This window comes from Pseudomonas reinekei (assembly GCF_001945365.1).
GTDB lineage: Bacteria > Pseudomonadota > Gammaproteobacteria > Pseudomonadales > Pseudomonadaceae > Aquipseudomonas > Aquipseudomonas reinekei.
Genome location: NZ_MSTQ01000010.1, coordinates 43,767 through 58,641, shown reverse-complemented (window position 1 = coordinate 58,641; position 14,875 = coordinate 43,767). Strand labels below are relative to the sequence as shown.

The 14,875-nt window shown below is 60.3% G+C and carries 16 protein-coding genes; 11 read left to right on the top strand and 5 right to left on the bottom strand.

The genetic code is table 11. The annotated features are described in order from the left end of the window. Window positions 1-4: 4 nt before the first annotated feature. Both BVK86_RS17545 and BVK86_RS17540 read right to left on the bottom strand, forming a co-directional pair. Window positions 5-529, bottom strand: coding sequence for a KdsC family phosphatase (locus BVK86_RS17545; RefSeq protein WP_075947616.1), 525 nt, complete (start codon window positions 527-529; stop codon window positions 5-7). Next, window positions 529-1,503: a KpsF/GutQ family sugar-phosphate isomerase gene (locus BVK86_RS17540; RefSeq protein ID WP_075947615.1), complete on the bottom strand. Its 975-nt coding sequence runs from the start codon at window positions 1,501-1,503 to the stop codon at window positions 529-531. Before BVK86_RS17540 ends, BVK86_RS17545 begins: the two co-directional genes overlap by 1 nt. A 275-nt stretch (window positions 1,504-1,778) precedes the next feature. On the opposite strand from BVK86_RS17540, the gene BVK86_RS17535 reads away from it, so the two are divergent. From BVK86_RS17535 to hisC, 10 genes are all read left to right on the top strand, one after another. Beyond that, window positions 1,779-2,588: an ATP-binding cassette domain-containing protein gene (locus tag BVK86_RS17535; RefSeq protein ID WP_075947614.1), complete on the top strand. Its 810-nt coding sequence runs from the start codon at window positions 1,779-1,781 to the stop codon at window positions 2,586-2,588. After that, window positions 2,588-3,385: a lipid asymmetry maintenance ABC transporter permease subunit MlaE gene (mlaE, locus tag BVK86_RS17530; RefSeq protein ID WP_075947613.1), complete on the top strand. Its 798-nt coding sequence runs from the start codon at window positions 2,588-2,590 to the stop codon at window positions 3,383-3,385. The genes BVK86_RS17535 and mlaE overlap by 1 nt, the downstream gene beginning before the upstream one ends. Next, window positions 3,385-3,852, top strand: a complete 468-nt coding sequence (mlaD, locus tag BVK86_RS17525; RefSeq protein WP_046026814.1) for an outer membrane lipid asymmetry maintenance protein MlaD — start codon at window positions 3,385-3,387, stop codon at window positions 3,850-3,852. Before mlaE ends, mlaD begins: the two co-directional genes overlap by 1 nt. 11 nt (window positions 3,853-3,863) lie before the next feature. Continuing rightward, complete coding sequence (locus BVK86_RS17520; protein WP_075947612.1) at window positions 3,864-4,520, top strand: MlaC/ttg2D family ABC transporter substrate-binding protein; 657 nt, start codon at window positions 3,864-3,866, stop codon at window positions 4,518-4,520. After that, window positions 4,517-4,822 (top strand): STAS domain-containing protein, encoded by a 306-nt coding sequence (locus tag BVK86_RS17515; RefSeq protein WP_075947611.1) that lies wholly within the window; start codon window positions 4,517-4,519, stop codon window positions 4,820-4,822. The genes BVK86_RS17520 and BVK86_RS17515 overlap by 4 nt, the downstream gene beginning before the upstream one ends. Window positions 4,823-4,936: 114 nt before the next feature. Continuing rightward, window positions 4,937-5,176: a BolA family protein gene (locus tag BVK86_RS17510; protein WP_007912386.1), complete on the top strand. Its 240-nt coding sequence runs from the start codon at window positions 4,937-4,939 to the stop codon at window positions 5,174-5,176. A 22-nt stretch (window positions 5,177-5,198) separates the two neighbouring features. Next, entirely contained in the window at window positions 5,199-6,464 is a 1,266-nt protein-coding gene (gene murA / locus BVK86_RS17505; RefSeq protein WP_075947610.1) for a UDP-N-acetylglucosamine 1-carboxyvinyltransferase, read from the top strand. A 126-nt stretch (window positions 6,465-6,590) separates the two neighbouring features. After that, a complete protein-coding gene (gene hisG / locus BVK86_RS17500) occupies window positions 6,591-7,226 on the top strand; it encodes an ATP phosphoribosyltransferase (protein ID WP_046820541.1) in 636 nt (211 codons plus the stop codon). Between the two features lie 127 nt (window positions 7,227-7,353). Beyond that, window positions 7,354-8,679, top strand: a complete 1,326-nt coding sequence (hisD, locus tag BVK86_RS17495) for a histidinol dehydrogenase (protein ID WP_075947609.1) — start codon at window positions 7,354-7,356, stop codon at window positions 8,677-8,679. A gap of 2 nt (window positions 8,680-8,681) precedes the next feature. Next, window positions 8,682-9,734, top strand: a complete 1,053-nt coding sequence (hisC, locus tag BVK86_RS17490; protein ID WP_075947608.1) for a histidinol-phosphate transaminase — start codon at window positions 8,682-8,684, stop codon at window positions 9,732-9,734. Between the two features lie 119 nt (window positions 9,735-9,853). Here the strand turns inward: hisC and BVK86_RS17485 are convergent, their stop codons facing one another. The 3 genes from BVK86_RS17485 to algW all read right to left on the bottom strand — a co-directional run bounded on the left by BVK86_RS17485 (window position 9,854) and on the right by algW (window position 13,984). Next, window positions 9,854-10,573, bottom strand: a complete 720-nt coding sequence (locus BVK86_RS17485) for a DUF4198 domain-containing protein (protein ID WP_075947607.1) — start codon at window positions 10,571-10,573, stop codon at window positions 9,854-9,856. A gap of 12 nt (window positions 10,574-10,585) precedes the next feature. Continuing rightward, window positions 10,586-12,691 (bottom strand): TonB-dependent siderophore receptor, encoded by a 2,106-nt coding sequence (locus BVK86_RS17480; protein ID WP_075947606.1) that lies wholly within the window; start codon window positions 12,689-12,691, stop codon window positions 10,586-10,588. Between the two features lie 132 nt (window positions 12,692-12,823). Further along, window positions 12,824-13,984 carry a Do family serine endopeptidase AlgW gene (algW, locus tag BVK86_RS17475; RefSeq protein WP_075947605.1) on the bottom strand — a complete coding sequence of 387 codons (1,161 nt, stop codon included), beginning with the start codon at window positions 13,982-13,984 and terminating at the stop codon, window positions 12,824-12,826. A 103-nt stretch (window positions 13,985-14,087) separates the two neighbouring features. On the opposite strand from algW, the gene BVK86_RS17470 reads away from it, so the two are divergent. Further along, on the top strand, window positions 14,088-14,846 hold the full coding sequence (locus BVK86_RS17470) for a Nif3-like dinuclear metal center hexameric protein (RefSeq protein WP_075947604.1): 759 nt from the start codon (window positions 14,088-14,090) through the stop codon (window positions 14,844-14,846). Window positions 14,847-14,875 lie beyond the last annotated feature (29 nt).

Here is a 14,875-nt window from a genome sequence, read left to right as displayed (position 1 = left end):
TGGCTCACAGGTACGCGGCGTTAGCCGCATCGAGGCGGCCCTGGGCGCGCAGGATCAGTTCGCAGAATTCCCGGGCGGCACCTTCGCCGCCGCGGGCCTGGGTGACGCCGTGGGCGTGTTCGCGCACGAAGCTGGCAGCGTTGGCCACGGCCATGCCCAGTCCGACACGGCGAATCACCGGCAAATCCGGCAGGTCGTCACCGAGGTAGGCGACCTGTTCATAGCTTAAGCCTAGTTGCTCCAGAAGACCGTCGAGAACGACCATTTTGTCTTCGCGGCCCTGGAACAGGTGCGGTATGCCGAGATTCTTCGCCCTGCGCTCAACCACCGGGGTCTTGCGGCCGCTGATGATGGCGGTCTGCACGCCGGCGTTCATCAGCATTTTGATGCCCTGGCCGTCGAGGGTGTTGAAAGTCTTGAATTCGCTGCCGTCTTCAAGGAAATACAGGCGCCCGTCGGTGAGGACGCCGTCGACATCGAAAACCGCCAGTTTGATCGCTTTGCCGCGTTGCAGCAGGTCAGTGCTCATTACATTACCCCCGCACGCAACAAATCGTGCATGTTCAAGGCGCCGACCGGACGGTCTTCGCTATCGATCACCACCAGTGCGTTTATCTTGTGATCTTCCATGATTTTCAGGGCCTCGGCGGCGAGCATCTCGGCGCGGGCGGTCTTGCCGTGGGCGGTCATGACCTGATCGATCGTGACGCTATGGATGTCGATGCTGCGGTCCAGGGTGCGGCGCAAATCACCGTCGGTAAAAATCCCGGCCAGTTTGCCATTGGTTTCGAGGATCACCGTCATGCCCAGGCCCTTGCGGGTCATTTCCATCAGCGCATCCTTGAGCAGGGTGCCGCGCTGGACTTGCGGCAACTCTTGCCCGGCGTGCATGACGTTTTCCACTTTCAGCAGCAGGCGACGGCCGAGGGCACCGCCCGGGTGCGAAAACGCAAAATCTTCAGCGGTAAAACCACGGGCTTCGAGCAACGCGACGGCCAGGGCATCGCCCATGACCAGTGCAGCGGTCGTCGATGAAGTCGGTGCCAGGTTCAGCGGGCAGGCTTCGTGCTCGACGTGGACATTCAGGTTGACCTCGGCGGCCTTGGACAGCGGCGACTCAGGATTGCCGGTCATGCTGATCAGCTGGATGCCCAGGCGCTTGATCAGTGGCAGCAGGGTGACGATTTCGTGGGTGGAGCCGGAGTTCGACAGCGCCAGGATGATGTCGTCACGGGTGATCATGCCCATGTCGCCGTGGCTGGCTTCAGCCGGGTGGACGAAAAACGCCGTGGTGCCGGTGCTGGCCAGGGTAGCGGCGATCTTGTTGCCGATGTGCCCCGACTTGCCCATGCCGACCACGACTACGCGGCCTTTGCTGGCCAGAATCATCTCGCAGGCGCGTACGAAATCCGCGTCGATTTGTGTCAGCAAGCCTTGTACGGCTTCCACTTCGAGGCGGATGGTGCGTTGGGCGGATTGAATCAGGTCGCTGGATTGGCTCATGTCAGAAATCGTTTAGCCTGATGAAAAGGCGGCGATTATAGCGGTTATGATCGAAACCCTCACGCAAGTTCGTCGCGCATTGTCATTCCTTGTTACTTAATCCGTCTAAATGTCGGTTCATGGCCTTCATATGGCCGAATATGGTCCGGCTTTGGCCTTGGGCGCGTGACCATTGCAGTGATATAGTTCGCCGCCAGTTCGGCCCGCCCGGGAGGCATGTGCTTTCGTCAGGAAGTCAGGCGTCCGAGTGTGAGGCTGCATCGCAAGGAGTTTAGATGAGTGCCGATAACGCCTACGCGGTCGAGCTGAAGGGACTGACCTTCAAGCGCGGTGCGCGCAGCATTTTCAATAACGTCGATATCCGTATTCCCCGCGGCAAGGTCACCGGCATCATGGGACCTTCCGGGTGTGGCAAGACCACGCTTTTGCGGTTGATGGGCGCGCAGTTGCGTCCCTCCAGCGGCGAAGTCTGGGTCAATGGGCAGAATCTGCCGACGCTATCGCGCAGCGATCTGTTCGATGCCCGCAAGCATATGGGCGTATTGTTTCAGAGTGGCGCACTGTTTACCGATCTCGACGTGTTCGAGAACGTGGCTTTTCCTCTGCGCGTTCACACCGAACTGCCGGAAGAAATGATCCGGGATATCGTTCTGCTCAAATTGCAGGCCGTGGGTTTGCGCGGCGCCATCGACCTGATGCCCGACGAACTGTCCGGTGGCATGAAGCGTCGTGTCGCGTTGGCGCGGGCGATTGCGCTCGATCCGCAAATTCTCATGTATGACGAGCCCTTTGTTGGCCAGGACCCCATCGCCATGGGCGTACTGGTGCGCCTGATCCGCCTGCTCAACGATGCCTTGGGCATCACCAGCATCGTGGTTTCCCACGACCTGGCCGAAACCGCGAGCATTGCCGACTACATCTATGTGGTGGGCGACGGGCAGGTGTTGGGGCAGGGCACGCCGGACGAGCTGATGAACTCGGACGACCCGCGCATCCGTCAATTCATGACCGGCGAGCCCGATGGTCCGGTCGCGTACCACTTTCCAGCGACGGATTACCGCGCAGATCTTCTGGGGAAGCGTTGATGCGCAAGATTTCACTATTAGAACGAGTGCGCCGCTTCGGCCACGCCGGCATCGATATGCTGGCGGTGTTCGGGCGCTCGACGCTGTTCCTGTTTCACGCATTACTGGGCCGTGGCGGCATCGGCGGCGGTTTCGGCCTGCTGGTCAAGCAACTGCATTCGGTGGGCGTGATGTCCCTGGTGATCATTGTGGTCTCCGGGGTGTTCATCGGGATGGTGCTGGCGCTGCAAGGCTTCAACATCCTGTCCAGCTACGGCTCGGAGCAGGCGGTGGGGCAGATGGTGGCGCTGACGCTGTTGCGTGAGCTGGGGCCAGTGGTGACAGCGTTGCTGTTCGCCGGGCGTGCCGGTTCGGCGCTGACTGCCGAAATCGGCAACATGAAGTCCACCGAACAGCTTTCCAGCCTGGAAATGATCGGTGTCGACCCGCTCAAGTACATCATTGCCCCGCGCCTTTGGGCCGGCTTCATTTCCCTGCCGGTGCTGGCGATGATTTTCAGCGTGGTGGGTATCTGGGGCGGTTCGTGGGTGGCCGTCGACTGGCTGGGTGTCTACGAAGGCTCCTACTGGTCGAACATGCAGAACAGCGTGACCTTCGCTGACGATGTGCTCAATGGCATCATCAAAAGCATCGTATTTGCCTTCGTTGTGACCTGGATCGCCGTATTCCAGGGCTATGACTGCGAGCCCACTTCCGAGGGTATCAGTCGTGCCACTACCAAGACCGTGGTGTATGCCTCTTTGGCAGTGCTCGGCCTGGACTTTATTCTGACCGCCTTGATGTTTGGAGATTTCTGATGCAAAACCGCACCCTGGAAATCGGTGTCGGCCTTTTCTTGCTGGCTGGCATCCTGGCTTTGTTGCTGCTGGCGTTGCGGGTCAGTGGCCTGTCGCCGAGCCCGAGCACCGACACCTATAAACTTTATGCGTATTTCGACAATATCGCCGGTTTGACGGTCAGAGCTAAAGTGACCATGGCCGGTGTCACCATCGGCAAGGTCACAGCGATTGATCTGGATCGCGACAGTTTCACCGGTCGAGTGACCATGCAGCTGGAGAAACGCGTAGATAACCTGCCGGCTGACTCCACTGCCTCTATCCTGACCGCTGGCCTGTTGGGCGAGAAGTACATCGGTATCAGCGTGGGCGGCGAAGAAGCCCTGCTCAAGGATGGCGGAACCATCCATGACACCCAGTCATCGCTGGTACTCGAGGACCTGATCGGCAAGTTCCTGCTCAATACCGTTAGCAAAGACGCCAAATGAGGAATTTTTGAATGATCTCTATCTTGCGACGTGGCCTGTTGGTATTACTCGCGGCGCTGCCGTTGATGGCTAACGCCGTGGCGGCGCCTACTTCCGCGCACGAACTGGTACAGGACACCACCAACCGGTTGCTGGCCGATCTGGCGGCCAACAGAGAAAAGTACAAGCAGGACCCGCAAGACTTTTACCAGGCGCTGAACAGCATTGTCGGCCCGGTCGTGGATGCCGAGGGCATTTCCAAAAGCATCATGACCGTCAAGTATTCGCGCAAGGCCACGCCTGAGCAGATGAAGACTTTTGAGGAAAACTTCAAAAAAGGTCTGTTCCAGTTCTATGGCAATGCCTTGCTCGAGTACAACAACCAGGGCATCACTGTTGATCCGGCCAAAGATGAATCCGGCGATCGCACCAGCGTCGGCATGACGGTCAAGGGCAGCAATGGCGCGGTCTACCCAGTGTCCTACACCCTGGAAAAGGTCGGTGGCGAGTGGAAGCTGCGTAACGTCATCATCAACGGCATCAACATTGGCAAGCTGTTCCGCGATCAGTTCGCGGATGCGATGCAGCGCAATGGCAACGATCTGGACAAGACCATCAATGGTTGGGCCGGGGAAGTCGCCAAGGCCAAGGAAACCGCCAACCAGTCCTCCGAGAAGCAAACTCAATGAGTGAGTCGGCAGTCCGGATGGACGAAGCCGGCGAGTTGCGGCTCAGCGGCGTGCTGGACTACCGCACCGGTCCTGGCCTGCGCAAGCAAGGTCAGGCGCTGATCAAGGCCTGCAAGGCGGCGTCAGTGGTGGTCGATTGTTCGGCGGTTGAGAAGTCCAGCAGCGTCGGTTTGTCGCTGCTGCTGTGCTTCATGCGTGACGCACAGGCTGCCGGCAAGGCGCTGAGCATCCGCGCAATGCCAGAAGACATGCGTGAAATCGCTCAGGTCAGTGAGCTGACCGAGCTGTTGGCGCATCCCTAACCCGCATCTATAAAGAAGCCCCCCGTCAGAGTCCTGCTCCGCGGGGTTCGCAGGTGCGGGGCTTTTTTGTATGATGTCCGACCCGCGCGCACAAGGCGCCGATTGAGGTTGAGCATGCAGGCCGTAGAAGTGAAGAGCTTCCTGGAAGGAAAGCTGCCCGGAACGTTGGTAGAAGTTGAGGGCGAAGGCTGCAATTTCCAGCTGAACGTGATTAGCGATGAACTGGCGGCGTTGAGCCCGGTGAAGCGTCAGCAGCAGATCTATGCCCATTTGAACCCATGGATCACCGATGGCAGCATCCATGCGGTCACTATGAAATTTTTCAGCAGCGCGGCCTGGGCCGAGCGCACCTGAGCCCAAGGGCGTCGAGATTCTTATGGATAAATTGATTATTACTGGCGGTGCTCGTCTTGACGGCGAAATCCGCATCTCCGGGGCAAAGAACTCTGCCCTGCCGATCCTGGCAGCCACGCTGCTGTGTGACGGCCCGGTAACCGTTGCCAACCTGCCGCACCTGCACGACATCACCACCATGATCGAGCTGTTCGGTCGCATGGGCATCGAGCCGGTGATCGACGAGAAGCTGGCCGTTGAAATCGATCCGCGCACCATCAAAACCTTGATCGCTCCGTACGAACTGGTGAAAACCATGCGTGCTTCGATCCTGGTGCTGGGTCCGATGGTCGCCCGTTTCGGCGAAGCCGAAGTCGCCCTGCCTGGCGGATGCGCCATCGGCTCGCGTCCGGTTGACCTGCACATCCGTGGCCTGGAAGCCATGGGCGCGATCATCGACGTCGAAGGCGGCTACATCAAGGCCAAGGCGCCTGAAGGCGGCCTGCGCGGTGCGCATTTCTTCTTCGACACCGTCAGCGTGACCGGTACCGAAAACATCATGATGGCCGCTGCCCTGGCCAAGGGCCGCAGCGTTCTGGCCAACGCCGCGCGTGAGCCTGAAGTCGTCGACCTGGCGAACTTCCTGAACGCCATGGGTGCCAAGGTGTCCGGCGCCGGTACCGACACCATCACCATCGATGGCGTCGAGCGTCTGCACACCACCACCTACAAGGTGATGCCGGACCGTATCGAAACCGGTACCTACCTGGTGGCTGCTGCCGTGACCGGCGGTCGTGTGAAGGTCAAGGACACTGATCCGACCATCCTCGAAGCCGTCCTGGAGAAACTGCGTGAAGCGGGTGCTGAAATCACCTGCGGCGACGACTGGATCGAGCTGAACATGCACGGCAAGCGGCCGAAAGCCGTCAACGTGCGGACCGCTCCGTACCCGGCGTTCCCGACCGACATGCAGGCGCAGTTCATCTCCCTCAACGCCATTGCCGAAGGCACCGGTGCCGTGATCGAGACGATCTTCGAAAACCGCTTCATGCACGTTTACGAACTGCATCGCATGGGCGCCAAGATCCAGGTCGAAGGCAACACCGCCATCGTCACCGGTACCGAAAAGCTCAAGGGCGCGCCAGTCATGGCCACCGACCTGCGCGCTTCGGCCAGCCTGGTGATCTCGGCGCTGATCGCCGAAGGCGACACCCTGATCGACCGCATCTACCACATCGACCGTGGTTACGAGTGCATCGAAGAGAAACTGCAGATGCTGGGCGCCAAGATCCGTCGCGTTCCGGGCTAGTGGCTGCTGCATGGGCACAGGGACGTGCCCGTTGAATTGTTGAAGTCGAGCCGGTTTCCGGCTCGATGTGTGTCCGGCGCCGTTTGCGACCGGGCATGAGTACCTTGATAAGGACTGACGTTTCCCATGTTGACCATCGCACTGTCCAAGGGCCGCATCCTTGACGACACCCTGCCGCTTCTGGCTGAAGCGGGCATCGTGCCGACCGAGAATCCGGACAAGAGCCGCAAGCTGATCATTCCCACGACCCAGGAAGATGTACGCCTGCTGATCGTGCGTGCCACCGACGTGCCGACGTATGTCGAGCATGGTGCCGCCGACCTCGGTGTCGCCGGTAAAGACGTGCTGATGGAATACGGTGGCCAGGGCTTGTACGAGCCGCTGGACCTGCAAATTGCCCAATGCAAGCTGATGACGGCCGGCAAGGTCGGCGCGGCCGAGCCCAAGGGCCGACTGCGCATCGCCACCAAGTTCGTCAACGTCGCCAAGCGTTACTACGCCGAACAGGGCCGTCAGGTCGACATCATCAAGCTCTACGGCTCGATGGAGCTGGCACCGTTGATCGGCCTGGCCGACAAGATCATCGACGTGGTCGACACCGGTAACACGCTGCGGGCCAACGGCCTCGAGCCACAGGATTTCATTGCTGCCATCAGCTCCCGACTGATCGTCAACAAAGCTTCGATGAAAATGCAGCACGCCCGTATCCAGGCGTTGATCGACACCCTGCGCAAGGCAGTGGAGTCTCGACACCGCGGCTGATTCACCTGCGCGCCCGCAAGGCGCGCCCGTCTATCCGCCTCATAGCCAGAATTCTCAGGTGCCCAAGCGGAAACGACTGCTAAGTTAGGGCGCCTGAGTTTTTTGCCAATCCTATGAGGCTCTCGCTATGACCGCACCGACTGCAATTCGCCGACTCAACGCTGCTGATCCGGATTTCGCGCATCACCTGGATCATCTGCTGAGCTGGGAAAGTGTGTCTGACGACTCGGTCAATCAGCGGGTGCTGGACATCATCAAGGCTGTGCGTGAGCGTGGCGACGCGGCGCTGGTGGACTTCACCCGCCAGTTCGATGGATTGGACGTCAAGTCCATGGCCGACCTGATCCTGCCGCGTGAGCGTCTGGAACTGGCGCTGACCCGCATCTCCGTGGCCCAGCGCGAAGCGCTGGAAATCGCCGCGGCCCGTGTGCGCAGCTACCACGAAAAGCAGAAGCAGGATTCCTGGAGCTACACCGAGGCCGACGGCACCGTGCTGGGCCAGAAAGTCACGCCACTGGATCGCGCCGGCCTGTATGTACCGGGCGGTAAGGCGTCCTACCCGTCGTCGGTACTGATGAACGCCATTCCGGCCAAGGTGGCTGGCGTGACCGAAGTGGTCATGGTGGTGCCAACCCCGCGCGGTGAAATCAACGAGCTGGTGCTGGCCGCTGCCTGCATCGCCGGTGTGGACCGGGTGTTCACCATCGGCGGTGCTCAGGCCGTGGCGGCGTTGGCCTATGGCACCGAAAGCGTGCCGAAGGTCGATAAAGTGGTCGGCCCGGGCAACATCTATGTCGCCACCGCCAAGCGCCACGTATTTGGCCAGGTCGGTATCGACATGATCGCCGGTCCGTCGGAAATTCTCGTGGTGTGCGACGGCCTGACCGATCCGGACTGGATCGCCATGGACCTGTTCTCCCAGGCCGAGCACGACGAAGACGCCCAAGCGATTCTGGTGAGCCCGGACGCCGAATTCCTCGACAAGGTCGCTGCCAGCATCAGCAAGCTGATGCCAACCATGGAGCGCGCCGCCATCATCGAAACCTCGATCAATGGCCGTGGTGCGCTGATTAAGGTGCGCGACATGGAGCAAGCCATCGAAGTCGCCAACCGCATCGCGCCGGAGCACCTGGAATTGTCGGTCGCCGACCCGCAAGCCTGGTTGCCGCAGATCCGTCACGCCGGGGCGATCTTCATGGGACGCCACACGTCCGAAGCCCTGGGCGATTACTGTGCCGGCCCGAACCACGTATTGCCGACTTCCGGCACTGCGCGCTTCTCGTCGCCGCTGGGTGTGTATGACTTCCAGAAGCGTTCGTCGATCATCTTCTGCTCCGAGCAGGGTGCTTCCGAGCTGGGCAAAACCGCTTCCGTGCTGGCCCGTGGCGAGTCGCTGACCGCCCACGCCCGTAGCGCTGAATACCGCATCGTTGACGAACAAAAGGGGAACTGAACATGAGTAAATTCTGGAGCCCGTTCGTCAAGAATCTGGTGCCTTACGTGCCGGGCGAACAGCCAAAACTGGCGAAACTGGTGAAGCTCAACACCAACGAAAACCCGTACGGTCCATCGCCCAAAGCCTTGGCGGCGATGCAGGCCGAGCTGAACGACAACCTGCGCCTGTACCCGGACCCGAACAGCGATCTGCTGAAGAACGCCGTCGCCAAGTACTACGGCGTGCCGAGCAACCAGGTGTTCCTCGGCAACGGTTCCGATGAAGTGCTGGCGCACATCTTCCACGGTCTGCTGCAGCACGATCAGCCGCTGCTGTTCCCGGACATCAGCTACAGCTTCTACCCGGTCTATTGCGGGTTGTACGGCATCAAGTTCGACGCGGTGCCGCTGGACGAGCAGTTCCAGATCAACCCGGCGGACTACGCCAAACCGAACGGCGGGATCATCTTCCCTAACCCGAACGCGCCGACCGGTTGCCTGCTGGCACTGGAAGCGGTCGAGCAGATTCTCAAGGCGAGCCCGGATTCGGTGGTGGTGGTCGATGAGGCCTACATCGACTTCGGCGGCGAAACCGCCATTACGCTGGTGGACCGTTATCCCAACCTGCTGGTGACCCAGACGTTGTCCAAGTCCCGTTCGCTGGCGGGGCTGCGGGTGGGGCTGGCGGTCGGCCATCCGGACCTGATCGAGGCGCTGGAGCGGATCAAGAACAGCTTCAACTCCTATCCGCTGGATCGCATGGCGAATGTCGGCGCGGCGGCGGCATTCGAGGACCGAGAGTATTTCGACAAGACTTGCCGTTTGGTGATCGAGAATCGCGAGAAGGTCGTCGCGCAGTTGGAGGATAAGGGCTTTGAAGTACTGCCATCGGCGGCTAACTTCATTTTTGTCCGTCACCCTCGGCACGATGCGGCAGGGCTGGCGGCGAAATTGCGTGAGCAAGGCGTGATCGTGCGGCACTTCAAGCAGGAGCGGATTGCGCAGTTCCTGCGGATTTCCATCGGTACGCCAGAGCAAAATCAGGCACTGATCGACGGCCTCGGCGATCTCTAAACCACCGCTGACCTGCAGGAGCCGGCTTGCTGGCGATGGGATCTGACATTCAACATCTTTGCTGGATGTCATACCGCTATCGCGAGCAGGCTCGCTCCCACATGGTTTTGTGGTGTGGCTTACTCGTGATGCGGCTCGCCCAGGAATGTCAGCGAGCTGAACAGCCCGCGACTGTTCACATCAACGCTGTCCTTCACCGGCACTTCCACCTGCGCCGAAATCACGTTCAAGCCTTCGTTGCGAACCAGTACTTGCGCCCTGCCGTTTGCATCGGTTTCGGTGCTCAGGGTATTCGGTGCGCTCCGATAGTCACCCACCAGCTTCACGCCCGCAGCGGGTTTGCCATCCAGTAACACCTGGACTGGCAGCGACTTGCCCGGCCCTACGGTCAGCGGATCGACCTCAGGCAGAATCAGCAACTTTATCTGGTCCAGCTTGGGCAACTTGGCCCCGGGCTGATAAATCGCCAGGCTGTACTTGAACGTCTGGGTCGCCTCGATCGCTCCCGGCACTTTGCTGCGTCCTTCGTTGATCCACTTCTTGTCGGCAGTCTGCGACCACATGCCATTGTCCAGCGCCACCGCCATCACGGCGGGTGGTTTGAGCGGTTGCAGGCGTGCGTGGTCGGGCAGGCGCTGCACGGTCACCGGGATCATTTTTCCACTGATGTCATAGGCCCAGGCGCCGCTGATTTTTTGCGCCTTGAAGGCATTGTCTTCGGCGCCGTGTCCGTAAATGACCTCAATGTTGCCGCGACGTTGTTCGGTCCACAGGCCGTGGGCCGAGACCTCAGTGGCAAACAGCAAGCCGAGCAGTGCCAGGGGTTTGAGTGGGTGCATGGGGACGTCCTTTTATAGAGTGAGTGTCAGGCTGAGAGTGAAATTGCGCGGCTCACCGGGGTTGACCCAGTAGTTGCTGTAGGAGCGCTCGAAGTATTTCTCGTCGAAAATGTTGTTCAGGTTCAGGCCCACCGTGATGTTGTCGCTGGCCTTGTAATGGGCCAGCAGGTCGACGGTGTGATAGGCCGGTAATTCAAAGTCGCTGCCGGCTTCGCCCGAGCGATCGCCGACGTAAGTGAACGCGGCGCCAAGGTCCGAACCACGCAGTCGACCGTCCTGGAACTCATACACACCCAACAGGCTGCCACTGCGTTTGGCCACGCCGAGAATGCGGCTGCCAGCGGGAATGACCTTGTCGCCTTCAGTGACCTCAGCGTCGATATAGGCGAAAGCGCCGATCACCCGCACAGCGTCGGTGACTTGCCCGGTGACTTGCAGATCGAAGCCCTGGCTGCGTGCCTTGCCCATGGCCCGGCTGGTGTCCGTGCCCGGGTCGAGGGCGAGGACGTTTTCTTTCTCGATATGGAATGCGGCGAGGGTGCTGCTCAAACGGTCGTCGAACAGCTCGCTCTTGATGCCGATTTCGTAGCCGATGCCTTCTTCCGGATCGAAGGATTTACCGGCCGCGTCCAGGCCATTGTTTGGCTTGAACGAGGTCGAGGCGTTGGCAAACAGGCCGACTTCAGGGGTCAGTTGATACAGCAAACCGGCCCGCTGGGTCAGCGCGTCGTGACGCTGATTGCTGGTGGCGCTACGGGTGTGATCGTCGATGCTTTGCTCGAAATGTTCAAAGCGCACACCGAGCATGCCCCGCAACTTGTCGGTGAAGATGATCTGGTCCTGCAGGTTCAGTGCATGGCTTTCGACATGTTCGAAGAAGTCCGTGCCAGAGCGTGCGCCGTTGGGTTTTGGCTGGCCGTAGACCGGTTGGTAGATGTCGATGGCGTAGGGGCTGCCGGCAATCGTCGTCACCCGTTCGTTCTTGCGATAGTTCTCGTATTCGCTGCCGATCAACAGTTCGTGCTGCAAACTGCCGGTGTCGAAAAAGCCGCGCAGTTCCAGTTGGGTAATGCTGTCGTGCCAATTGTTGTCACGCTCGCGATAGCGGCGGTTGACGGTGTGGCCATCGGCATTCAGTGGTCGCGACTCTGACGCGAAGCCCCAGAGTTTGCCTTCCTTGTAATGGCTGGCCAGGCGCAACTTCCAGCTGTCGCTGAGCTGATGTTCCAGGGCTGCTTGCAGCATGTTGTTGTGGTTGTCGATGTCGCCATCGTCGGGTTCACCGAGGAAGGTCGAACGGGAGACCCCGCTCCAGGTGTTGTTCGGGGCGACGATGCCGCGATCAAACGTCGAGCTGTGGCGAACGAACTCGCTTTCCACCAACAGGCTGGTGTCCGGATTGAGTTGCCAGCTGAACGAGGGCGCGACAAACACTCGCTGGCTGTCGACGTGATCGCGGAAGCTGTGGCTGTTCTCGACGGCCAGGTTGACCCGCGACAGCACGTTGCCTTGGTCATCCAGTGGCGTGTTGACGCCCACCGCGGTGCGGTAGCGATCCCAACTGCCCGCGCTGGTGTTCAGCGTCGCGAAGGCTTCGGGCTGAGGTTTCTTGGTGACGATATTCACCGTGCCACCCGGGTCCCCTCGGCCGTACAGGCTGGCGGCGGGGCCTTTGAGCACTTCGATGCGCTCGATGTTCGCCACGTCCGGGGTGCTGGGGTAGCCACGGTTGGCGCTGAAACCGTCCTTGTAGAACTCCGACGTGGTGAAGCCGCGCACGCTGTATTCGTAAAGCGTCAGGCCACCGAAGTTGTTCTGCTTCGAAACACCGCCGGCAAAGTCCAGCGCGCGTTCAACGCTGGTGCTGCCCAGATCGTTGAGCACGCTGACGGGGACCACGCTGATCGATTGCGGGATGTCGCGGATGGCAGTGTCGGTTTTGGTCGCACTGGCGGAGCGGGTGGCGCGGTAGCCCGTGACAGGTCCGGTGGGGGACTCGTAGTCGGAAGTGACGCTGATGGCGTCCAGTTCCAACGCTTGGGACTCTTCGGCGAAAGCCGGTGCTCCCCACAACCCGAGGGCAAGACTTGCCACGGAGGCCTTTATTCGAGACGACATGTTATGTTGTTCCAATTGCTAGAATTGAAACAATATAACATGCCTAATGAGAATGTCTTCTGTTAACGACGCTGGCTTTATCGGGGCTGCCTAGGCCGCAAAAAAGATCGTGGCGGGCGGCAGCTCCTGCAGCTAGTTCTCTTCTTTTTCCTTGGCCGGTGCCGGCGGTGGACGCAAACCGATTTCCGCCGTGAGCTTGATCTCCTTGCCGTTACGCATGACCTGAATCGTGACCTTGTCAGTCGGCTTGATCCGCGCAACCTGGTTCATCGAACGGCGGCCATCGCCTGCCGGCTCGCCATCGATGGCAAGAATCACGTCGCCCAGTTGCAGGCCTGCTTTCTGCGCCGGACCGTCACGGAAAATCCCGGCCACGACAATGCCCGGACGCCCGGACAGGCCGAACGATTCCGCCAGCTCCTGGGTCAATGGCTGTACTTCGATCCCCAGCCAGCCACGAATCACCTGGCCGTGTTCGATGATGGACTTCATCACTTCCATCGCCAGTTTCACCGGGATCGCAAACCCGATGCCCTGGGAGCCGCCGGATTTGGAGAAGATTGCGGTGTTGATGCCCGTCAGGTTGCCGTTGGCGTCCACCAGCGCACCGCCGGAGTTGCCGGGGTTGATCGCGGCGTCGGTCTGGATGAAATCTTCGTAGTTGTTCAGGCCCAACTGATTGCGCCCGGTGGCGCTGATGATGCCCATGGTCACGGTCTGGCCGACGCCGAACGGGTTGCCGATGGCCAGCGCAACGTCGCCGATACGGATGTTGTCGGAGCGACCGACGGTGATCGAAGGCAGATTTTTCAAATCGATCTTCAGCACCGCGAGGTCGGTTTCCGGGTCGCTGCCGATGACGCGGGCGAGGGTTTCACGCCCGTCCTTGAGTGCTACCACGATTTGGTCAGCACCGCTGGTCACGTGGTTGTTGGTCAGGATGTAACCTTCCGGGCTCATGATCACACCGGAACCGAGGCTCGACTCCATGCGCTTCTGCTTGGGCGAGTTGTCGCCGAAGAAGCGGCGGAATTGCGGGTCTTCAAACAGCGGGTGGCTGGGTTTGTTGATGACTTTGGTGGTGTACAGGTTCACCACGGACGGCGCGGCAATGGTCACCGCTTCGGAATAAGAGACCGGGCCTTGCTGCATGGTGGTGGTTTGCGGTGCCTGCTGCAGGTTGACGTCGAGGCTCGGAAGCCCGACCCACTGCGGGTAACGCTGGATGATTAACAGTGCGACAAGCACGCCGGCCAACAGCGGCCAGCCGGAAAAACGCAGCGCCTTGAGCATTAAGCACGTCCTGAGAGAGTTGCAGGCGGAATGAGACCGCTCATAATGACGCGCATTATACGAGGCCGCGCGTGCCTCTGAACGGGATATTTAGGAGTCTTTTATGGCCGTCGCCCTGAGCACCCTGGTCGAAGAAGCCGACCGTTACCTCGGCAGTTCGAAAATTGCCGATTACTGCCCCAACGGCTTGCAGGTCGAAGGGCGGCCGCAAGTGATGCGCATCGTCAGTGGCGTCACCGCCAGTCAGGCTTTGCTCGATGCCGCCGTGGAAGCCAACGCCGATCTGGTGCTGGTGCACCACGGTTACTTCTGGAAGGGCGAAAACCCGTGCATCACCGGCATGAAGCAGCGCCGGTTGAAGACCTTGCTCAAGCACGACATCAGCCTGCTGTCATACCACCTGCCGCTGGACCTGCACCCGGATGTCGGCAATAACGTGCAACTGGCGCGTCAGCTCGACATCACCGTCGAAGGCCCGCTGGACCCGGACAACCTGAAGATTGTCGGGCTGGTCGGTTCATTGAACGAACCGGTGACCCCGCGCGACTTCGCTCGCCGTGTGCAGGAAGTCATGGGCCGCGAGCCTTTGCTGATTGAAGGCAGCGCGATGATTCGCCGGGTCGGCTGGTGCACCGGTGGTGGCCAGGGCTATATCGATCAAGCCGTGTTGGCGGGTGTCGATCTGTACATCAGCGGCGAAGCGTCGGAGCAGACGTTCCATAGCGCCCGGGAAAATGACATCAGCTTCATCGCCGCCGGTCACCACGCTACCGAGCGCTATGGCGTTCAGGCGCTGGGAGACTATCTGGCGCGACGCTTTGCGCTGGAGCACATCTTCATTGATTGCCCGAATCCGATCTGACGAAACGCTACCCCCTGCAGGAGCGTTCT